This is a genomic window from Nocardiopsis nanhaiensis, from assembly GCF_054778635.1.
In genome coordinates this window covers 19,521-40,199 of record NZ_BAAGZJ010000074.1, presented here as the reverse complement: position 1 = coordinate 40,199, position 20,679 = coordinate 19,521, and the positions used below count along the sequence as shown (strand labels likewise).

At 68.9% G+C, this 20,679-nt stretch carries 16 protein-coding genes; 9 read left to right on the top strand and 7 right to left on the bottom strand.

What is annotated here, in order from left to right:
* Positions 1 to 159 precede the first annotated feature (159 nt).
* Entirely contained in the window at positions 160 to 513 is a 354-nt protein-coding gene (locus ACYVD1_RS26975) for a MerR family transcriptional regulator (RefSeq protein ID WP_460777291.1), read from the top strand.
* 28 nt (positions 514 to 541) lie between these two features.
* Here ACYVD1_RS26975 and ACYVD1_RS26970 read toward each other — a convergent pair whose 3' ends face one another.
* The gene (locus ACYVD1_RS26970; protein ID WP_460777290.1) at positions 542 to 1,267 is read right to left on the bottom strand and encodes a 3-keto-5-aminohexanoate cleavage protein; all 726 of its coding nucleotides are present in this window, start codon (positions 1,265 to 1,267) and stop codon (positions 542 to 544) included.
* A 92-nt stretch (positions 1,268 to 1,359) separates the two neighbouring features.
* Between ACYVD1_RS26970 and ACYVD1_RS26965 the strand changes: the two genes are divergently transcribed.
* Entirely contained in the window at positions 1,360 to 2,439 is a 1,080-nt protein-coding gene (locus ACYVD1_RS26965; protein WP_460777289.1) for a hypothetical protein, read from the top strand.
* 6 nt (positions 2,440 to 2,445) lie between these two features.
* On the opposite strand, the gene ACYVD1_RS26960 is transcribed toward ACYVD1_RS26965, so the two are convergent.
* Entirely contained in the window at positions 2,446 to 3,039 is a 594-nt protein-coding gene (locus ACYVD1_RS26960; RefSeq protein WP_460777288.1) for a CGNR zinc finger domain-containing protein, read from the bottom strand.
* Positions 3,040 to 3,103: 64 nt separating this feature from the next.
* On the opposite strand from ACYVD1_RS26960, the gene ACYVD1_RS26955 reads away from it, so the two are divergent.
* A complete protein-coding gene (locus ACYVD1_RS26955; RefSeq protein ID WP_460777287.1) occupies positions 3,104 to 3,553 on the top strand; it encodes a VOC family protein in 450 nt (149 codons plus the stop codon).
* 81 nt (positions 3,554 to 3,634) lie between these two features.
* Here ACYVD1_RS26955 and ACYVD1_RS26950 read toward each other — a convergent pair whose 3' ends face one another.
* On the bottom strand, positions 3,635 to 4,642 hold the full coding sequence (locus tag ACYVD1_RS26950; protein ID WP_460777286.1) for a glycerophosphodiester phosphodiesterase family protein: 1,008 nt from the start codon (positions 4,640 to 4,642) through the stop codon (positions 3,635 to 3,637).
* 98 nt (positions 4,643 to 4,740) lie between these two features.
* Positions 4,741 to 5,862 carry a phosphoserine transaminase gene (gene serC / locus ACYVD1_RS26945; RefSeq protein WP_460777285.1) on the bottom strand — a complete coding sequence of 374 codons (1,122 nt, stop codon included), beginning with the start codon at positions 5,860 to 5,862 and terminating at the stop codon, positions 4,741 to 4,743.
* A gap of 231 nt (positions 5,863 to 6,093) precedes the next feature.
* Here serC and ACYVD1_RS26940 point away from each other — a divergent pair, with 231 nt between their 5' ends.
* Entirely contained in the window at positions 6,094 to 9,693 is a 3,600-nt protein-coding gene (locus tag ACYVD1_RS26940) for a type 1 periplasmic-binding domain-containing protein (protein ID WP_460777284.1), read from the top strand.
* A 145-nt stretch (positions 9,694 to 9,838) separates the two neighbouring features.
* Here the strand turns inward: ACYVD1_RS26940 and ACYVD1_RS26935 are convergent, their stop codons facing one another.
* Positions 9,839 to 10,738, bottom strand: a complete 900-nt coding sequence (locus ACYVD1_RS26935; RefSeq protein WP_460777283.1) for a transposase family protein — start codon at positions 10,736 to 10,738, stop codon at positions 9,839 to 9,841.
* A gap of 117 nt (positions 10,739 to 10,855) precedes the next feature.
* Here ACYVD1_RS26935 and pdxH point away from each other — a divergent pair, with 117 nt between their 5' ends.
* The 3 genes from pdxH (at position 10,856) to ACYVD1_RS26920 (ending at position 15,031) form a co-directional block, all read left to right on the top strand.
* Positions 10,856 to 11,509 carry a pyridoxamine 5'-phosphate oxidase gene (pdxH, locus tag ACYVD1_RS26930; protein WP_460777282.1) on the top strand — a complete coding sequence of 218 codons (654 nt, stop codon included), beginning with the start codon at positions 10,856 to 10,858 and terminating at the stop codon, positions 11,507 to 11,509.
* A gap of 376 nt (positions 11,510 to 11,885) precedes the next feature.
* Positions 11,886 to 12,584, top strand: a complete 699-nt coding sequence (locus tag ACYVD1_RS26925) for a metal-dependent transcriptional regulator (RefSeq protein WP_460777281.1) — start codon at positions 11,886 to 11,888, stop codon at positions 12,582 to 12,584.
* A gap of 152 nt (positions 12,585 to 12,736) precedes the next feature.
* Complete coding sequence (locus tag ACYVD1_RS26920) at positions 12,737 to 15,031, top strand: SpoIIE family protein phosphatase (RefSeq protein ID WP_460777280.1); 2,295 nt, start codon at positions 12,737 to 12,739, stop codon at positions 15,029 to 15,031.
* A 710-nt stretch (positions 15,032 to 15,741) separates the two neighbouring features.
* On the opposite strand, the gene ACYVD1_RS26915 is transcribed toward ACYVD1_RS26920, so the two are convergent.
* Positions 15,742 to 15,909 (bottom strand): hypothetical protein, encoded by a 168-nt coding sequence (locus ACYVD1_RS26915; RefSeq protein ID WP_460762978.1) that lies wholly within the window; start codon positions 15,907 to 15,909, stop codon positions 15,742 to 15,744.
* A 25-nt stretch (positions 15,910 to 15,934) separates the two neighbouring features.
* A complete protein-coding gene (locus ACYVD1_RS26910) occupies positions 15,935 to 17,077 on the bottom strand; it encodes an acyl-CoA dehydrogenase family protein (protein WP_460777279.1) in 1,143 nt (380 codons plus the stop codon).
* Positions 17,078 to 17,279: 202 nt separating this feature from the next.
* On the opposite strand from ACYVD1_RS26910, the gene ACYVD1_RS26905 reads away from it, so the two are divergent.
* A complete protein-coding gene (locus ACYVD1_RS26905; RefSeq protein WP_460777278.1) occupies positions 17,280 to 19,316 on the top strand; it encodes an MDR family MFS transporter in 2,037 nt (678 codons plus the stop codon).
* Positions 19,317 to 19,437: 121 nt separating this feature from the next.
* Complete coding sequence (locus ACYVD1_RS26900; protein WP_460777294.1) at positions 19,438 to 20,580, top strand: acetyl-CoA C-acetyltransferase; 1,143 nt, start codon at positions 19,438 to 19,440, stop codon at positions 20,578 to 20,580.
* Positions 20,581 to 20,679: the final 99 nt, after the last annotated feature.

The following is a 20,679-nucleotide window of genomic DNA, read 5'->3' as shown; positions in this document are numbered from 1 at the left end:
GCACGCTCGTTACCTGGCCCGCCATCAGCACGAGCGGGCACGCCAGGACACCTACCTCCAGGCCGCCTGACGATCACGGAAGGTAACCATCACACAGTCGAAGGACTTATGAATCGCTGCACTAGGCTGGGCGCAGTCGTCGACGGAAGCGGAGGCGGTATGCGCATCGGGGAACTCGCCGGACGTACCGGCGCCAGCGCACGATCCCTGCGGTACTACGAACAGCGCGGCCTGCTCACCTCGGAGCGGGCCGCCAACGGCTACCGGGAGTACGGGCCCGAAGCGGTCGAGCGCGTGCGCAACATCCGGCTGCTCCTGGAATCGGGCCTGACCTCAGAGGACATCCGGGAACTGCGGGCCTGCCTCGAACTCGACCTGGCCCGCGAACCCGACTGCGCCGAGGCCGTCGCCCTGTACGAACAGCGGCTCCAGGCGGTCCGGGAGCGCATCGAGGCGCTCGCCGAGACCGAGGAGCGGCTCGAAGGCCGCCTTTCCGAAGGGCGCCGGGCCTGAGGCCGCCGAACACGCCCTTGCCCCGTCCTCAAGCGGTAGCGGAGGACAGGCTGACGGCGTGTGCCACGAGCGCGGCGTTGTCGTGCGCCTCGGTACCGTCGGGCAGCCGCATAGTGTCCTCCAAGCCGATCCGGATGTCGCGGCCCGCCGCCAGGGCCGCCTCCAACATCGGCCACGCCGTCGCGTCGGCGCCGTGCAGCATGCGGGGCAGGCCCACCTTCGCCCGGTCCAACAGCGTGTTGATCGCGTCGGCGTTCCGCTCGGCGTCCTCCACCGCGACCTGGGTCGGTTCCACCAGGACCGCCGAAACCCGTACACCGGTGGCGATGAGGATCCGGGCCGCATCCACGGTCCACACGCCCGCCTCCACCTCGACCCTGCGGTCGCCCAAAAGCTGGATGAGGTCCACAGACCCCGCCTCGTGCAGGTTCACCGACACCGAGTCGGGTAAGGCCGGTGACGCCCATCTCTGCACCATGTCGTAGCGCCGCCACGGGTCGGACTCGGCCGACAGGGACGTGGTCAGCGACACCGGCACGTCGGGGCCGTCGGCGCGCATCCGCTCCATCAGCGCCGACACCGTCTGCGGGTCCAGGGACTCCGCGCCTCCGGGGTCGCGGGGATGGATGTGCACGGCGGTCGCGCCGGCGGTCACTACGGAGTGGGCGTCGGTGACGAGCTGGTCGACGGACACGGGCAGGGACGGGTGCGCACCCGGGCGGCGATCACCGTTGAGACAGGCGACGATCCTCATGGGGTCTCTCCTTACGGCGCTTTGTAAGCCGAATGTGCCCGCTCGGACCCGGGTACAAGCCACTTGGTCCTCCCCCTGGCAGGATGGCGGGTATGAGAAGACCTCTCGCCCTCGTCGCGGCTGTCCTGATCGCCCTTTTGCCGACGGGCCCCGCCATGGCGGAACCCGATATCCCGGAGGAGGAGGGGGAGGAGGGGGAGGAGGGGGTCGACTACCCGCGAGGCGGAGAGGGCCCGGAGGGTTCGGAGATCGCCTTCGAGTTCCAGGACGAGCGGATCTCGGAGTCCAGCGGCCTGGCCCCGTCCCTGCTGCACGAGGGCGTGTGGTGGACGCACAACGACAGCGGCGAACACCTCCCGGAGGTGTACGCCGTCGACGAGGAGGGTGAGACGGTCGCGACCGTCACCCTGAACGTGGAGCTCCGGGACTGGGAGGCGATCACCGTCGCCCAGGGACCCGAGGGCGAACCGACGGTGTTCGTCGGCGACATCGGGGACAACTTCGGCGGCGGCTGGCCCAGTATCCGCGTCTACCACTTCGCCGAACCCGAGGTTCTGGACGACGCGGCCCTGGACCCCGCGGTGTTCACCTTCACCTACGAGGACGGGGGCCGCGACGCCGAGGGCATGATGATCGACCCGCGCGACGGCCGCCTGTACATCGTGTCCAAGGAGTTCGCGGGCAGCGTGTACGCCGCCCCGGAGAACCTGGACCCCGAGGGTGAGAACGAGCTCACCAGGGTCGACTCCGCACCGCTGTTCGCCACCGATGCCGCGTTCAGCCCGGACGGAACCCGCTACGTCATCCGCACCTACTGGGGGGCGACGGTCTACGACGCCAGCGACGGGGTCCCGGGTGCCTCGGTGGGCTCCTTCGACCTGCCGGAGATGGACCAGGGCGAGTCGGTGGCCTTCACCCCGGACGGCACGGAACTGATGGCCGGTTCCGAGGGCCTGCACTCCCCGGTCTGGCGGGTCCCGCTCTCGGGCGAACAGCTCCCCGAAACCGCGGAGGCCGAGGCGGAGGCGCCCGACGAGGAGGAGACCGACGAGGGGGCGGAGGAAGAGCCGGACGAGGGGAGTGCGCCGGGCGTGAGCCCGCTCATCCTCGGCGGGGTCGTGGTCGCGGCCCTGCTCATCGGCGGCATCGTGTTCCTGGTCCGCCGCACGTAGGAGGCCTCAGGACCCCCTGCGCTCGCGCAGGGCCCTGATCTTGGCGCGGTTGCCGCAGCGGTCCATGGAGCACCAGCGGCGCCGCCCCGGTCGGGAGACGTCCACGAACAGCAGCTGGCAGTCGTGCGCTGCACACTCGCGGATCCGGTGCGCGTGCCCGCCCGTGAACAGGTCGACGGCGTCCCGGGCGACGGTGGACAGCGCCTGGGCGGCGTCGCAGGGCAGGGACCAGCTCCGCGCGCCGTCGGACAGGCGCGGCACCAGCGGAGGGTGTTCGGCGGCGAGGTTGACCTGGGCGACGTCCTCGGGGGTGTGGGGTTCCTCGCGAAGGTGTCCCCGGACCATGCGGGTGATCGCGTTCCGAAGTGCGCGGGCCGCGGTCACGTCGTCGGCGCTCACGCGCACTCGGGAGCTGTCCAGGTGCAGGCGGGAACGGGCCAGCCAGTCGGTCAGGTCCTCGGGTGCGTGGAGGGACTCCCACCGTGCGAACTCGCCTGGACCGCCGGTGACCAGGAGTTCCAGGCACAGGGCGCCGGGGTCGAAGAGGTAGGCGTTGCCGTCCGGCGGCCGCATCGGGAATCCGCTTGTTTCCTGTCTCATGTAACCATTATAACTGGAATCACAGCGCGGGCGGATTCCGCTCCCCGAATCCACGGAGGACACGATGGCTCTCGACTACCAGCCGGTCATGGACTGCGCCGAACCGCTGAAACTCTCCCGTTTCTGGGCGGCGGCGCTCGGCTACGAGGCCGAGGACAACAGCGCGCTCGTCGAATACGCGCTGGAGCAAGGGCTGGCCACGGAGGACGACTACACGGTGGTCGACGGCCGCAAGGCCTGGGCCGCGCTCGCGGCCATCCGCCACCCCGACGACCCCGTACAGGAGTTCACCGGGGCCGGCCTGGGGCGCCGGATGCTCTTCCAACAGGTGCCCGAAGCCAAGGCGGTGAAGAACCGCATGCACCTCGACCTGAGGTCGGGCCCCGACGGCCGCGGCGCCGAGGTGGCCAGCCTGGAGGCACTGGGCGCGACCGCCGCCGCGGTCGTCGAGGAGCCCGGGGCCTCGCACGTGTGCATGCGCGACCCCGAGGACAACGAGTTCGACGTGCAGTGACCCGTTCGCGGCTACTGCGCGGGCCGCTGGTCCAGTCCTCCTAGGCGGGCCTCGGAACCAGGCCTCCCCGGAGGCCCGGCCCTACTTGGTGGGCTGCGGGTCCAGGAAGTACTCGCGGCACAGGAAGGCGTGCCGGGAGAAGTCCGAGAACACACCGTCCACCCCGGCCTCGAAGAAGGCCTCGTACTCGGCGGCGAAGCCCCCGTACTCCTCGGGCTCGCCGTCCGAGCGCAGCTCGGTGGGCAGGAAGTGGTTCTCGCTGCGGAACGTGTAGGGGTGCACGACCAGGCCGGCCTCGTGGGCGCTTTCGACCAGGTCGGTGGGCTCGCCCAGCGACCCGTCCTCGTTGGTGGGGATGACCAGGCTCTTGTGCGGACCGATGGCGTGCGCGAAGGACGCCACCTCTGCCAGGCCGTCGGGGGTCGTGTAGTGCGACCAGGACTCGTCCGTGCCCATCAGGTACACGAGCGGAAGCCCGGTCCCGGCGAGCTTGCGCAGGCTCTCGGCCTCGAAGGACTGCAGGAACACCGGTACCTTCGGCTCCTCGCCGACCAGGTCGGCCTCGCGCAGGACGGCGGTCAGCGTCGGCTCCAGCTCCAAGCCCTGTGCGACGTGGTGGGCCGGATGCTTGGTCTCGGGGTAGATCCCGATCCAGCGGCCCAGCTCCTCGGTGAGGGAGAAGGCCAGTTCGATGACCTCCTGCAGGGTCGGGATCCCGTAGGAGCCGTCCATCACCGCGTTGTCCGGGCGGATCTTCGCCATGCGCTCTTTGGCGCGCAGCGTCTTGATCTCGGCCAGGGTGAAGTCCTGCGCGAAGAAGCCCTCGGCTTCGTGCCCGTCGACCGTCCGCGTGGTGAGCCGGTCGGCGAACTCGGGGCGGTCGGCCACGTCCGTCGTGTCACCGATCTCCTGCTCGTGGCGGCAGATCAGGTGACCGTCCTTGGTGGCGACCAGGTCCATCTCGATGAAGTCGCCGCCGTGCCGGGCACCCAGCTCGTACGAGGCAAGGGTGTGCTCGGGCCGGTGACCGGAAGCCCCCCGGTGCGAAATGATCTTGATGGGGGACTCGGTCTTCTTGTTCCTGCGCACAGTCGAACCGTCCAGACAAGCGATGAGTGGAAGTGAGAAAAGGAGGCCGACCCACGTGCGGCGGGTCGGCCTCTATTCTCCAACGTCGGAGGGCCGGCTCAGGACAGCTTGCTGATCACGTGGTCGACGCACTCGGTGAGCGCGTTGACGTCACTGGGCTCCACGGCCGGGAACATCGCCACCCGCAGCTGGTTGCGGCCCAGCTTGCGGTACGGCTCGGTGTCCACGACACCGTTGGCGCGCAACACCTTCGCGATCTGGGCGGCGTCGACCTCGTCGGAGAAGTCGATCGTGCCGACCACCTGGGACCGCTGGGCCGGGTCGGTGACGAACGGCGTCGCGACGGGGGAGCGGTCCGCCCAGTTGTAGAGGAGCGAGGAGGACTCGTGGGTGCGCGCCACGGTCCACTTCAAGCCGCCCTGGGCGTTCATCCACTCCAGCTGCTCGGCGAGAAGCAGCAGCGTGGCCACGGCCGGGGTGTTGTAGGTCTGGTCCTTGGCGGAGTTGGTGACCGCCGTGGTCAGCGAGTAGAACTCCGGGATGTAGCGGCCGCTCGCCGCGATCTCCTCGACCCGGGCCAGGGCCTTGGGCGACATGATCGCGATCCACAGGCCGCCGTCGGCCGCGAAGCTCTTCTGCGGTGCGAAGTAGTAGACGTCGGTCTCGGCGATGTCGACCGGAAGCCCGCCCGCGCCGCTGGTGGCGTCCACGAGCACGAGCGAGTCCTCGTCGGCCCCGGCGACCCGCTTGATCGGGGCGGCCACGCCGGTGGAGGTCTCGTTGTGGGTGAGCGCGTAGGCGTCCACGCCGGCCTCGGCGACGGCCTCGCCGTGGGTGCCGGGGTCGGTGGTGATGACCGTGGGCTCGTCCAGCCACGGGGCGCCCTTGGCGACCTTCGCGAACTTGCTGGAGAACTCGCCGAAGGCCAGGTGCTGCGACTTGGAGCGCAGCAGCCCGTGCGCGGCGATGTCCCAGAACGCGGTGGTGCCGCCGTTGCCCAGGACCACCTCGTAGCCGTCGGGCAAGGAGAAGAGCTCGCTCACACCGGCACGGACCCGGCCCACGAGGGACTTGACCGGCTTCTGCCGGTGGGAGGTCCCCATGTAGTGGGTGCCGGAGTCGGCCAGGGCTTCGAGCTGGGCCGCTCGGACTTTGGAGGGGCCGCTCCCGAAACGGCCGTCGGAGGGCAGCAGGTTCGCGGGAATCTGAATCTCGGTCACGTCGACCAGCGTAGTGGTGCGCGCCGCGACGCTGCCGGTCAGGGCGCCAATTCCCGCCGTGAAATCAAGTGACCGGCCCATCGAATTCTCACAGGTCGGGCCTGCCGCACGTATCGGACGCCGTTAATTCCCTCGAAAACCGGGAACTTGCGGTGTGCATTTGCTATCTCAAGAGGTATCGGGGGACGAAAGTACGATCCGCGCACGGTGATCCATGGAGGGACCCCGCAAGTGGCCGACAGTACATCCGCCGTACCGAAGGAACCGGTCAGGGCCCCTGCCTTCCTCAAGGTCTTCGACGCGTTCCGCCGGCGGCCGAAGCGCTCCGGCACCCGGCGACTGATCCGCATGGAGCGGCGTGCCGCCCGCAGGCGCCCACCGGGCGGGCAGAACCAAGAGCAGCGCGGCGACTGGGCCGAACCACCCCCGGTACTGGACCTGAGTCTGGACCACCCGGCCGACCGGGACGACCTCCTCGGGATGCTGACCGAGCGCTGCGGCAACCAGCCGGTCTGGCGCCTGCCGGAGGACGCGGGGGACGAGCCACCGCGGGTGGGGGACCAGGCGCCACCAGAGCCCAGAGCCACCACGCAAGAGCTCTACGCCCTCCTGGGCAGGTTGGTGGGGCGCTCCGAGGCATCACGGAACGGTTTCCTCTGGACGAAGCGGGACCCGGCGCCGCCCCGGTTCCGGAGGCTGAGATCGCTGCTCTGGTTGGGTGAATGCGACCTCAGGTCCATCCGGGACAACGTGCTCAAGGAGGAAGTGGGGCAGGCGGACAAGCCCTTGGCGGACAGCCGAAGGGCGCAGATCCACGTTATCGCCGACCTGCGCCGGGTCAAGCAGAAGCACATCGGGGCGCAGGCCGCACCCTTGTGGGCGTCGGGGGAGACAGCCGCGGGTGAGGACGAGAGCTCCAACGAAGGGTGGAAACACCGCCGCCGACGGCGCTTCTGGCTCCTCGACAACTACATCCGGGCCTCCCACTGGCTGGCCACGCAGATCGCGCGCGTCTCCAGCCGGATCACCTTCGGCAAGCTCGACGCGATCCTGCTCACCCCGCTGGCGTTCGGGGTCAACGTCGTGGCATTCATGGCGCCTCTCGTCCTGGGTACCTTCAGTGTCGCGGGCACCTTCGGGAGCGCGGCCCAAGGTGTGAACAACGTGGTCACCGCCGTCGCCGCGGTGGTGCTGCTCTTCGTCTACCTCTCGCTGGCACCCTTCCTCGTCCTGCCGTGGAACGCCTACCGCTGGCTCAACGAGCACCGGTACGACGACGAGGACCAGTCCTTCCCCCACCACCGGGCCCGCGGCATCCGCGTACTCAACCTCATCCAGCTCCAGCGGGACCTGACCGGCTGGTTCCCGGTCGAACCGTACACGCGTGAGGCGCCGGGGCCCCGTCCCCCCGTCTCCCGATCCCGCCCGTCGACGCGCCGGGGACTGGCCCGGCTCTTCTTCGGCGGCCGCCCGTCCGAGCGCCACACCCCGGACCAGGCGGTGCGGGGCGTCCCCGAGCTCACGGACGGACTGGTGGAGCGGATCCCCTACATCCACCGGCTCGCGGTCAACGCCTTCCTCGACGACCTCGCGCACACGCACAGCGGAACGGCGCACCGTTCGTGGTTCCCACTACCGCGCGGGCGCGACCAGAGGCCGGTACTCATCCTGGACCAGGACCGGGCCGACCGTGTCGGCGCCTACCTGGTGCGCCTCATCGAGGACGAGCGGCTGCGCCGGGGCTACCCGGACCCGCTCCTCATCGTGCAGGTACGCAGCGCTGACTCCACGCCGCTGGTGGACGGCGGTGTCCACGCCGAGCGCTACCTCGACCTGCCGGAGGCCCAGGGCCGTACAGGGGAGGAGAAGGGGGAAGCGGAGGCCCAGGGCCGCTCCGGCGAGGAGAGGGAGGTGGCCCGCTGGCTGCGCGCCCGCCACGCGAGCGGGCAGCTGGGCCGGGAACGCACGGTGACCCTGCGGGTCCCGCAGCTTCCCCACACCCTGGACTGGAACGCGGACCGCCCCGAGACGACGACCGTATGGCCGGTCTCGACGCTCGCCGCGGGTTCGGCCGCTGTCGTGGTCGTACTGGTCGCCGGGGTGACGGTCCCGCTGACCAGCGTCGTGCCCAGCTACGTGCAGTCCAAGAACCCGTGCGTCATCGAGGGGGTCCAGTCACCGCCCGGAATCAGCCGTACGGAAGACGACGACTGCGTCGGGGTCACCTTCGGAGACTTCCCCTTCCACGACCGGCTGGAGATCCTCGTCGACGCGATCCACGAGCAGAACCAGGAGGTCGAGGAAGGGGACCGCCCGTACGTGACCGTGGTCTTCTTCGCGGAGCTCAACACCCTGGGCGCCAGCGACCTCTCCCTCTCCGGAGTCCAAGGCGAACTCCTCGGACTGGCGGAGGGCCAGGAGGTCCACAACAACAGGAACAGCGACAGCCTGCCCCGGATCAAACTGATGCTGGCCAACGCCGGCGACGCCTGGTCCCACGCGCGTACGGTCGCGCAGCAGGTCGTGGACCTGTCCAAGAACGAGGACCTGGGGATGGACCGGCCGATCGCGGTCATCGGCTTGGGCCACAGCGTGCAGTCCAATACCGAGGCGATCGCCGAGCTGAGCGCCGGTGAACTGCCCATGGTCGGGACCACCGCCACCTTCGACGATGTCGCGTACCTCGACACCGGGGTTCCCAGCCCCTACTTCTTCCCGATGGCGCCCGCCAACTCCAGACTCGCCAGGCAGGCGGCGCACTGGGCCTATCAGGGGGTGCCGAGCGCAGGGGGCGGCGCGGACAGCTGGCACATGGAACCCGCCAGGAGCGCCGTCGCCATCGCCAACAGCGGAGAAGGGGAGGACTACGGCCCCCACCTGGCCGTGGAGTTCATGGATGCCTTCGAAGGCGAGGCCTGGGAGGGGGATCGCCCCCCGCCGGCCGTGCAGTTCGCCGACAGGGAGGAGAAAGTGATCCCGGGCGTCCTCCCTTACGGCGGTGAGAGCGCCTCCGGCGGCGAGAGGACCACGCACGGTCACCACCTGGAGGAGGTGTGCGAAGAGGATCCCCCGGACGTCATCTACTTCGCGGGCCGCTCCTCCGACTTCCAGGACTTCTACGACCAGTTCCGCGAGGAGGGGTTGTGCGCCGACGCCGAAGTGGCGCTGCTCGGCGGTGACGACATCGCCAAGTACGTCACGGACCGGGCGCAGGACATCAGTGACGAGGGCGGCTATCCGGTCTTCTACACGCCGCTGGCCGCGAGCGGGCCGTGGAACGAGCACACGAACTCGGGTGAGCACCGCATCTACGACACCTTCCGGGACGCCATCCGCGAGCACTATCCCTGCAGTGCGGCTGCCGCCCACGGCGGAGAGGCCGAGTCCGGCGACGGGGACGGCCTCCCGGAGGACGCCGCAGACGGCACTCCGCAGGACACCACGGAATGCGTTCCGGAGGAGGCCGACACCGGAGACTACGGCGCGGGGGAGGACGACGGGCTGCCGTCGATCGCACACGCGGTGATGGCCCACGACGGTTTCCGGGTGATCAGCCGTGCGCTGCAGAGCGACACGGACGGGCCGGCCGGGCAGGCCCCCCCGAGGGGTGGCCTCGCCGGTGCCCGAGGACGGGGAGGCCAACGACCCGTCGCCGTCACCGGCCGCGGACCTGTTCCCACAGGAGGAGTACGAGGAAGCACGGGCCGGGCTCCTGCGGGAGATCCAGGGGACCGACGGACTCTCCCTCGCGTCGGGGGAGATCCGCTTCGGCCGCTCCACTACCGGGAACTGGTATCCCGATCGCATGGTGCAGCTCGTCCAGGTGGGTGAGCTCTCCGGGCAGCACTGGCAGAGGGCCATCGCCACGTGCGGGCACATCACCCAGACGACGGTCGACGCGGGACCGTCATGCCTCTGACACCTTGGGGTCCGGGTGGCGGCGCGCTAGATCGTTGATGGGAGTTTGGTTTCCTGGTCAGTGGTAGTAGGCGATCAACGATCGCTTGACCGGGGCACCGATCAGCCAGTTGTGCCAGATCGCGGCGTTGAGTGCGCAGATCCTCTGACAGGTACGCGCCCACAGCCCTTCGGTGCTGCGGGCTGCGTGCCGCTCCAACCCGAGCTGGTTCTTCAGCGTCCAGATCACCGCCTCGATCCGCTGGCGCAGCCAGGACGGGAACACCTTCACCTCGGGTTCGGGCTCGTCCTTGCGGACCGGGCGGATGAGCAGATGGCCCAGGTCCGCCGCGGCCTTCTCGATCTCGGCGCCGGCCAGGCCCTTGTCACACACGATCGGGGCCGGGCCCGGGGCGCAGTCCTGGACGTGCAGCAGGTGCAGGGCCTGAGCGCGTTCGTCCAGCTCTTTGGGGTGGGCCAGGCTGAACGCGCATACCGCTCCCTCGGGGGTGGTGATGAGCATGAGTTTGGCACCCCAGTAGAAGGCGTGGTGGGAGACGTCGCGGCCGTATCCGGCGATCTCGCCCAGGTTGGAGCGGTTGACGGTGGTGCGCGAGGCACCGCAGCGCAGCGGGGTGCCGTCCATCAAGCGCAGCCGCTCCCACCAGGAGGGCACGGCCCTGGCCAACCACATCGTTGCTGTGAGCAGGGCTGGTGCCAGATCGCGCAGGTGGCGGTTGTATTCGGACTGGCCGGGCAGGCGGGGGAAGAGGTGGCCGATACGGGCGGGCGCGGCGCGCATCCAGTGGCGTTCGGAGTCATGGCGCAGTAGCACTTGGGCTACCGCGACGCAGACGAGTTCGGCGTCGGTGAGCAGCCGTTTCGGGCCGCGTTTGCGGGGTTGTTCACGCGCAGGCAGGACATGGTCATCCAAGTGGACGTAGAGTGCGGTCAGAAGGGCGTCAAGGTTGGTCGTCACACACCGATCCTCGACGCCCTTCGTCATGGGCGCAGGAGTTCCAGAAAACTCCCATCAACGATCTAGGGCGCGGGGCCGGGTGGCGCCGTGCGTGCGCAGCGCGAGAGTATGCGTCGTGTGGACCACCAGAACCCTGCCGAACTGCGGAAACCGTACATGGGTGAACCTCTGCGCCGATCGATGCTGGCCGACCATCCGATGACGCAGTTCCACCTGTGGTTCGGCGAGGCCCATACATCGGGTCTCGCCGAACCCAACGCGATGGTGCTGTCGTCGGTGGAACCCTCCGGGATGCCTCGGTCCCGCACGGTGCTGATGAAGGGCTACGACCGCTCGGGTCTGCGCTTCTTCACCAACTACACCTCGCGCAAGGGCCAGGCGCTGGAGTCCGACCCCCGTGCCTCCGTCGTGTTCCCTTGGCACGCGATCCGCCGCCAGGTCTTGGTCGCGGGGCACGCGGAGCGGCTCAGCGACGAGGAGAACGACCGCTACTTCGCCTCCCGCCCGCGCGGATCGCAGCTGGGCGCCTGGGCCAGCGAACGCCAGTCCCGGACGGTGGCCGACCGCGTCGAGCTGGACCGCCTCTTCCGCGACTTCGACTCCGTGTGGGGCACCGACGAACCCATCCCCCGGCCCGCCTACTGGGGCGGGTTCCGGCTGGTCCCCCGGGAAGTGGAGTTCTGGCAGGGCGGGGCGGACCGCATGCACGACCGGTTCCGGTACCTGTGGGCCGAGGACGGGACGTGGGATGTCGACCGCCTCGCACCCTGAACACCCGAGCACCCAGCGTGACCTTGGTCGCCGTGAGTGCGGATGCCGGTGGTGGCAGGAGGTGTTCTCGGGCGGGTTCGCAAGGGTCCCCCGGATACTTCGATTTTCAACGAGGTGCCCTGCACGCCTGTGACCTCCTGCCCTTGTGCTTCCGGGGCTGCGGGGGCCGAACGCGTCCGTATAGTGAGACACTAGCGAAATCCATGCTCGGTGCGTCGCGATATGCTTGGCGTAAGCGGTGGTCGCTCCCGCGGTCCTGCGGACACCCCGGTCCCCACTCGGCCCTAGGGAATCATGTGGTCCCGGCCTGTGTTGTGAGAGACCTGCCGTGCCCGCCGCGACCGCGCGCCGGGCACAGAGCCTTGGGAGGGGAGTCTTGACCGCACACGGGCTGATCGACACCACGGAGATGTACCTCCGTACGGTTTTCGAGCTCGAAGAGGAGGGCATTGTCCCGCTTCGGGCGCGTATCGCCGAGCGCCTGCACCAGAGCGGTCCCACGGTCAGTCAGACCGTTGCCCGCATGGAGCGCGACGGCCTGCTGCGGGTCGAGAACGATCGCCACCTCGTGATGACCGCCGAGGGGCGCAGGCTGGCCACGCACGTCATGCGCAAGCACCGGCTCGCCGAGCGCCTGCTCGTCGACGTCATCGGGCTGCCGTGGGAGGACGTGCACATCGAGGCCTGCCGCTGGGAGCACGTCATCTCGGAAGCCGTGGAGGAACGTCTGGTGGGGCTGCTCAACGCCCCGTCGGTGTGCCCGCACGGCAACCCCATCCCCGGTCTGGACGAGCTGGGCCTGGAGGGGTACTCGCCTGAGCCGTTCACCGACGACTCCATCGTTCCGATGATCGATGCCGCGTCCAACACGGAAACCACCGTCACCGTGCGGCGCATCAGTGAACAGTTGCAGCCGGACGCGGACATCATGCTCACCTTGCGCAAATCCGGGGTACGACCCGGACAGGAAGTTGTACTTCGCGCCTCGGACGGCGGGGTGCGTGTCAGCGGCGGCGACGGGGACACAGAGCTTCCCGCCGACGTCGCCGGGCACGTCTTCGTCGCCAAGCCGTGAAGCGTCCGTACACGTTGATTGGTTGCTCATCGGGATTGTCTCATTGCGCTGCGGGAACGTTGACGGTGTTGCTACGCTCGCTCCAAGGTGCGGTCGTTCGGGGTACCCGGAGCAGGCATGTGTGCAGCTCATGACGGCGAGGTGGCGGCTAGATGACACGGTGGGGTGAGCCCTTCCGGGAGAGCGACGCGCTCGTCACGGCCGAGGTCGTCGACCAGGCCCAGATCGCCATCGTCGTCATCGACCGGTTCAGCCTCCTTCGCTACTGGAACCCCTACGCGCGAGAGCTCTTCGGGTTCGTCGGCGGGCGCGACTACGTGGGCCTGTCCCTGCTCGACATCGGTATTCACGAGTCCGACCGCGAACACGCCTCCCAACTGGCCCGCCGCGTCCTGCGCGGTGAACCGTGGGAAGGCACGTTCGCGGTACTCAAGGGCGACTCCACCTGGATCCACGTGCGGGCGCAGGCCGTGCCCATGCGCGACGACTCGGGAGAGATCGACGGCATCACCCTCATCGCACGCGAGGCGCTGCGCAGCGGCCGCGTCGAGGAGCAGTACGGTCTGCTCGAACGCATCGGCAGCCGCCTGGCCAGTTCGCTGGAGTTCGACTCCACGGTGAAGGGTGTGGCGGGGATCCTGGTGCCCCAGTTCGCCGACCACTGCTTCATCGACCTCTACGACCACGACTCCCTGATCAGGCAGGTCTCGGTGCACGCCGAGGGCTGGACCCCGCCGCCGTGCACCTGGTTCGACGTCGGAGACGAGGTCCGCTACCCCGAACGCCACTTCGTCACCCAGGCGATGCGCCGCCTGGAGACGGTGGTCAGCAGCGACTACCTCTACGAGCACTCGCCCAACGACCGCTCCGACCGGGTGTCCCGCCAAGTCGGTGTGACCTCCGCCATCGCCGCCCCGCTCCGGGCCCGCGGCGAGGTCCTCGGTGTGCTGACCCTGGCCCTGTCCGGGCTCTCCCCCCGGCAGAAGAGCAGTTACGGCGGTTTCGACCGGGACCTGGTCGGCGCCATCGCCTCCCGGGTCGCGTTGGCCATCGACAACGCGCGCCTGTTCGAGGAGGAGCGCAGCACCGCGCTCGCCTTCCAGAACAGCCTCATGCCCACCGACTTCGCGCCCTTGGACGGGCTGACCGTCGCCCACCGCTACCTGCCAGCCGGGCCGCTCCAGGCGCACGGACACGGCATCCAGACCCAGGTGGGCGGCGACTTCTACGACGCGATCCCGCTCTCCGCGGGCCGCGTCGGCCTCGTCATCGGCGATGTCGAGGGCCGAGGGCCGCACGCCGCCGCCGTCATGGGCCAGCTGCGCGCCGCTCTGCGCGCCTTCGCCCAAGCCGACCGGGAGCCCGCCGACATCCTGCGTGAACTGGACGAATGGGTGCGGCAACTCGGTATCCCCGACGGCAAGGGGGGTGATTGGATCCCCAGCGTCAGCTGCCTGTACATGGTCTACGACGCCTGGTCCCGGGAACTGTCCTACGCCAACGCCGGGCACGCCTCCCCGCTGCTGATCACGTCGGAGTCGGTGGACGCCCTCGACCTGGAGGTCACCGACCGTATGCTGGGCGTGCGCGCCAAGGGCGGTTCGGGTGAGGACATCGTCTACCACCAAGCCGATCTGCGCCTGCCCATCGGCGCCACCCTGGTCCTCTACACCGACGGGTTGGTGGACCGGCGGCCGGTCGGAGGCAGGGCCGACCCCGAGCGGGCCCTGGTCCGCATGACCGACCGGGTCGCCGAGGTCGCCGACAAGGACGTGGAACAGATCGCCGAGGCCGCCGTGCACAGCGTCCCCGGCGAACTGGACGACGACACGGCGCTGCTGGTCGTGCGCACCCACTCCGACGAGCTCGCGCTGCGCGAGGGCTGGTTCCCCTCCGAGGCCTCCACCGTGGGGGAGGCACGCCACCTGGCGGCCGACACCTTCAAGGAATGGGGGGTCGACCGCGACCAGGCCGAACTCGCCTGCCTGCTGGTCTCGGAGATCGTCACCAACGTGGTCATCCACGCCACCCCGCACCCGGTGCACCGCGAGTTCACCGGCGCCGGCGTGCTGGACTCGGAGAGCCCGCTCGAATCGGGCGGCATGGTCGACGAGTTCGACGAGGACTGGAGTGACCTGCTGGAAGCCGTCGCGGAGGAGGACGGGTCCCCCGACGACCCCGGTGAGAAGGAGTTCCTGCTCCGGCTCCGCCGCGGTGCCAACGCCGTGTGGGTGGAGGTCTTCGACCACGACCTGCGCCTGCCGCGCATCCGAAGCGCCGCCGCCGACGACGAAGGCGGCCGCGGCCTGTACCTCGTCGAGCAGCTCGCCAGCCGCTGGGGCTCCAGGCCCACTCCGGACGGCAAGGCCGTGTGGTTCGAGATGCCCATGCACGCCGCGGTGGCAGACGACGGGGTCGAAGAGGCCGAGAAAGACGACGAGGAATAGTTCGCGCGCCCGTCGGTCCCCGCCGACGGGTCATCGGCGCTGCACCCCCTTTAACGCGAGTTCAGGGCACCTTTTACGGAGTGAACGCGGCCGGGAGCGACAGTTCCGGCCGCTTCGTCGTGCCTAAAAATGCCCTCAGGACTACTTGATTCTCTGTAGCCGTATGGTTACTTTGGCACTCGTAAAGCGAAGGAATGCGGTCGTCGGAATGGTGGTCCTGTCTTGGCTTCAGCGGATGGGAAAATGGTTCCCAGTCTCGGTTCGGGCGTTGGGGAACAACGTCCCTTTCGGTTCCGTGTATCTGCTCAGGCCGATCGCTGCGGTGTTCAGTCGGCCCTACGGGGCTCTTCGCCGATGCCCGCGCCCGTGTTGGTAAAAGGCTCACTCTCCGTTGCGAAACCCGTGTCCGTCATTCCTCTCCGTGCCCCCTGAGTGAATGTCGGCCGGGCTGTTCCAAGCCTGGTCGCCCCATTCCATTCCGTCCGCCAACGGCTGTCGCCGCGTCTGCCGGTGCCGTGCCCATCCCCGTCCCACCCATCCCCGGCCCGTATTGCCCGCTCCACCACCCGCCCCCACAGCCGGGATCTCGCAGAGGGTCCGTACCCGCCTTCGGGCCGTCCGTTGAGCCCCGGCTTCCCTCCGGACGCCGGAAGACCCGGCACCCCACGGGGTGACGGGTCTCCGGTGTGTTCAGGGGGAAGGCGGGATGCTCAGCGCCAGGACCAGGCCCACAGCAGCAGGCAGACGAAGATGAAGAACACCACGATGCCGCTGGTCGCCCAAGGGATGTGGATCCTCGGGCGGAGCTTGCGCACGCCGATGATGAGCAGTACCACCAGAAGCCCCATCACGATGAGGCCGTCCCACGCTCCGCTCATGACCGGGCCCTTCCGAACAGGGGTGCTACAGGCTCAGGCCCCGGCCCACGATCTCCTTCATGATCTCGGTGGTGCCGCCGTAGATCGTCTGGATCCGCGCGTCCTGCCAGGCCCGTGCTACGGGGTATTCCATCATGTACCCGTACCCGCCGTGAAGCTGGAGGCACCGGTCCATGGCCCGGTTGCACATCTCGGTGGTCCACCACTTGGCCTTGGCCGCGTCCTCGACGGTGAGCTCACCCTTGTTGAGCAGCTCGACTCCGCGATCCACGTAGGTGCGCCCCAGGTCCACCTCGGTCGCGATCTCGGCCAGAACAAAACGGGTGTTCTGGAAGCGCCCAATCGAGCGGCCGAAGGCGCTGCGCTCCCGGCAGTACTCGATGGTGTGCTGCAGGATGAAGTCCGCGGAGGCGACCGCGCAGGTCGCGATGGACAGTCGTTCCTGGGGCAGGTTCTCGAGCAGGTGGATGAACCCCTGGCCCTCGGTGCCGATCAGGTTGGCGGCCGGAACCCGCACATCGTCGAAGAACAGCTCGGCGGTGTCCTGCGCCTTCATACCGATCTTGTCGAGGTTGCGGCCTCGCTCGAAGCCGGGCATCCCCCGCTCCACGACGATCAGTGAGAAGCCCTGGGCGCCGGCCTCGGGGTCGGTCTGGCAGACCACGATGACCAGGTCGGCGTTGATGCCGTTGGTGATGAAGGTCTTACTGCCGTTGATGACGAACTCGTCGCCGTCGCGCACCGCGGAGGTCTTGATCCCCTGGAGGTCGCTGCCGGTTCCGGGCTCGGTCATGGCGATCGCCGTGATCAGCTCTCCGCTCGCGAAGCCGGGTAGCCAGCGCTTCTTCTGCTCGTCGGTGGTGAGCCCGACCAGGTACGGCGCGATGATGTCGTTCTGCAGAGTGACGCCCAGGCCGCTCGCGTGCGCTCTGCAGATCTCCTCGTTGACGATCTGGTTGTAGCGGTAGTCGTAAAGGCCGGTGCCGCCGTACTCCTCGGGGACGCCGTGGCCCAAGAGGCCGACCTCGCCGGCCTTCAGCCACACCTCGCGGGGTACGAGGCCGTCCTTCTCCCACTGCTCGTGGAAGGGCGTGACATCCCGCTTGAGGAACTCCGCCACCGATTCGCGGAAGAGGTCGTGGTCGGCGTCGAAGAGTTCCCGCTTCATGCGCTGCTCCGGTCCGTGTCGTGGATCACTGATGTTCCCACACGGTAACCGAATCACGTTCGGTATTGAAGGGGAGGGGGCAAGCTGGGGCAAAGTTCCTGTTCGGGTGGGCGGTTCCCGGTGCCTGTGGGGGATCGCGTTCCTAGTGTGGCCGCAGCGGGGACGCAGAGGGCGGGACGGCCCGAGCCTTGGAGGCGATTCGATGGCCAGCGGTACGGCCGACTACCGAGAGGGCCGCGAACGGCACGGGGGGCGGATCGTGCTGATCATGACAGCCCTGATGCTCACGGTTCTGCTCGCGGCCTTGGACCAGACCATCGTCTCCACCGCCCTGCCGACGATCGTTTCGGACCTGGGCGGCCTCAACCACCTCTCCTGGGTGATCACCGCCTACCTGCTGGCCGTCACCGCCAGTACCCCGCTCTGGGGAAAGCTCGGCGACCAGTTCGGCCGTAAGCGCCTGTTCCTGTGGTGCATCGCGGTCTTCCTTGTGGGCTCGGCGCTGTGCGGCATAGCTCAGGACATGCTCCAGCTGATCCTTGCCAGGGGTTTCCAAGGGATCGGCGGTGGCGGGCTCATGGTGCTCGCCTCGGCGATCATCGGCGACGTGGTCTCGCCAAGGGAGCGCGGCAAGTACCAAGGGCTGTTCGGCGCGGTCTTCGGGGTCTCCAGCGTGGCCGGCCCCCTCCTCGGCGGCCTGTTCGTCGACCACCTGTCCTGGCGGTGGGTGTTCTACGTGAACCTGCCGCTCGGTCTGGTCGCGTTCCTGACGGTCTTGGCCGTCCTGCCCCGACAGACCCCGGTCGGGCGCCAGAACATCGACTACTCGGGCATCGTGCTGCTCGCTGCCACCGCCGTCTGCCTCACCCTCGTGGCGTCATGGGGCGGCAGCGTCTACGCCTGGCTGTCGTGGCAGATCATCGTCCTGGCCGCGGCGGGCCTGGTCCTGGGGCTGGGATGGTGGCTCACCGCCCGGCGGGCCAGCGACCCCGTCATGCCGCTCAGCCTGTTCCGCAACGCGACCATCGTCGTCGCGATGGGCATCGGCTTCTGTGTGGGCTTCGCGATGATGGGTTCGATGGCGTTCCTGCCGCTGTTCCTGCAGATCGTCCACGGGCTCTCCCCGACCGCTTCGGGGCTGCACCTGCTCCCGATGGTGGCGGGCATGTTCCTCACCTCGATCACCAGCGGCCGCCTGGTCACTCGGACCGGCCACTACAAGGCCTATCCAATCGCGGGCATGGCCCTCACGGCGCTCGGGCTCCTCCTGATGTCCACCATGGGCCCGGACAGCTCGCTGGTGGAGATGGGCGCGTACTTCTTCGTCCTGGGCACCGGACTGGGGCTGGTGATGCAGGTGGTGGTCGTGGTGGTGCAGAACGCCGCCTCCTACAGCGACCTGGGGGTGGCCACCTCCTCGGCTACCTTCTTCCGCTCGATCGGCGGGTCCTTCGGCACGGCCGTGTTCGGCGCGGTGTTCGCCGGGCAGCTCGCGTCCAACCTGGCTGCCCGCGCCGACGAGATCCAGCTGCCGCCGGGGCTGGACACGAGCACCCTGGAGAGCGACCCGACGGCCCTGGACGGCCTGCCCCCGGCGACCCAGGCGAGCTTCCTGGAGGCCTACGCCGACGCCATCGACTCGGTATTCCTGTGGGCGGTCCCCATCGCCCTCACCGGCTTCGTCCTGGCGCTGTTCCTCAAGCAGATCCCGCTGCGCACCACCATCGGCACCCCCGACCTCGACGAGAGCGTCTCTCCCGTGGCGGCCCCCAGCCGGAGCGCCATCGAGCAGGTGGAGCACGAGGTCTACCGGGCCTGCGGGGCCGAGGGCGCCGAGACGATGTACGGGCGGCTCCGGGAGGCGGCCGGGCTGGACGTCTCCACCGAGGCGTGCTGGGCCCTGAGCCACCTCGGGATCAAGGGGGAACTGGGCGCGGGCGAACTCAGCCGGATGTCCGGCCTGGACGTCTCCCGTTGGGAGACCGTGCACCAGGAGCTGCTGGACGCCGGGTACCTGGTCTCCGACGAGGACCCATGGGAGCTGAACTGGCGCGGTGAGGACGCGGTCCGGCAGCTGTACGAGGAGCACCGCACGGCGCTGCGCTCACTGCTCTCCGACTTCGGTCCGGACGAGCACCCCGACGTGTTCGAGGTGCTGGAGAAGGTCACCGGGGAGACCCTGGGGGACCAGAGCGACGCCTCGAAGATCTTCCGCGGGAACGGAGAGCCAAGAGACTGAGCCGATGCAGCTGAGCTGGTCCGGGATGCGGAATGCAGGGGGCGGCCACTTGCCAGCACCACGAAACCGAATACAGTTCGGTTCAACAGGACGTCACTATTCACGCCCCTTGGAGGACCCCGTGGCCGAGGCCTACATCGTCGGAGCAGTACGTACCCCCGTCGGGACGAAGAAGGGCGCGCTGGCCGCCGTGCACCCCGCGGACCTCGGCGCGCACGTCCTCAAGGAGCTCGTCGGGCGCACCGGGGTCGACCCGGCCGCGGTCGAGGACGTCATCATGGGTGTCGTCAGCCAGGCCGGCCCGCAGGCTCTGGACCTGGCCCGCACCGCGTGGCTGTCCGCCGGGCTCCCCGAAACCGTCCCCGGCGTCACCATCGACCGCCAGTGCGGCTCATCCCAGCAGTCCATCCATTTCGCCGCCCAAGGCGTCATGTCAGGCACCCAGGACCTGGTCGTGGCCACCGGTGTGGAGAACATGGGGATGGTCCCCATGGGCGCCAACGTCCAGTTCGCCATCGACAACGACATCCCGCTGTACGGCGACGGCTGGATCGAGCGGTACGGCTTCCAGGAGATCTCCCAGTTCCGCGGCGCCCAGCTCATGTGCGAGAAATGGGGCTACAAGCGAGAGCAGCTGGAGCAGTTCGCGCTGGAGAGCCACCAGCGCGCCGCCGCCGCGCAGGACGCCGGGTACTTCGATTCCCAGATCGCCCCCATCGCCGGGGTGGCCAAGGACGAGGGCGTCCGCGCCGACACCACCATGGAGAAGATGGCCGGACTCAACGCGCTGCGTGAGGGCTGGGAGCTCACCCCCGCGGTCGCGAGCCAGATCTCCGTCGGCGCCGGTGCGCTGCTCATCGCCTCCAAGCGCGCCGTCGAGCAGCACAACCTGACTCCGGTCGCCCGTATCGTCCAGCTCTCGCTGGTCGGCGACGACCCGGTCTACATGCTCACCGCCCCGATCCCGGCGACCAAGATCGCCCTGGAGAAGGCCGGCCTGAGCATCGACGACATCGACGTCACCGAGATCAACGAGGCCTTCGCCCCCGTCCCCATGTCCTGGATCGACGAGCTGGGCGCCGATCCGGCCAAGGTCAACCCCAACGGCGGTGCCATCGCCCTGGGCCACCCGCTGGGAGCCACCGGTTCCGTCCTCATGACCAAGCTGGTCAACGAACTGCACCGCACCGGCGGCCGCTACGGCCTCCAGACCATGTGCGAGGGCGGCGGCCAGGCCAACGTCACCATCATCGAACGAGTCTGACCCCTGACCCGAGAGGGCCGCGTACCGAGCAGCCGGGACGCGGCCCTTTGGTGTTCACGGTTTCTGTTCAGGTTCTCCTGTTAGTAATACCTGTCGAGT

Coding starts and splice junctions, on each gene's coding strand:
- ACYVD1_RS26975 (WP_460777291.1), top strand. CDS start 160: ATGCGCATCGGGGAACTCGCCGGACGTACCGGCGCCAGCGCACGATCC.
- ACYVD1_RS26970 (WP_460777290.1), bottom strand. CDS start 1,267: ATGAGGATCGTCGCCTGTCTCAACGGTGATCGCCGCCCGGGTGCGCAC.
- ACYVD1_RS26965 (WP_460777289.1), top strand. CDS start 1,360: ATGAGAAGACCTCTCGCCCTCGTCGCGGCTGTCCTGATCGCCCTTTTG.
- ACYVD1_RS26960 (WP_460777288.1), bottom strand. CDS start 3,039: ATGAGACAGGAAACAAGCGGATTCCCGATGCGGCCGCCGGACGGCAAC.
- ACYVD1_RS26955 (WP_460777287.1), top strand. CDS start 3,104: ATGGCTCTCGACTACCAGCCGGTCATGGACTGCGCCGAACCGCTGAAA.
- ACYVD1_RS26920 (WP_460777280.1), top strand. CDS start 12,737: ATGACACGGTGGGGTGAGCCCTTCCGGGAGAGCGACGCGCTCGTCACG.
- ACYVD1_RS26915 (WP_460762978.1), bottom strand. CDS start 15,909: ATGAGCGGAGCGTGGGACGGCCTCATCGTGATGGGGCTTCTGGTGGTA.
- ACYVD1_RS26910 (WP_460777279.1), bottom strand. CDS start 17,077: ATGAAGCGGGAACTCTTCGACGCCGACCACGACCTCTTCCGCGAATCG.
- ACYVD1_RS26905 (WP_460777278.1), top strand. CDS start 17,280: ATGGCCAGCGGTACGGCCGACTACCGAGAGGGCCGCGAACGGCACGGG.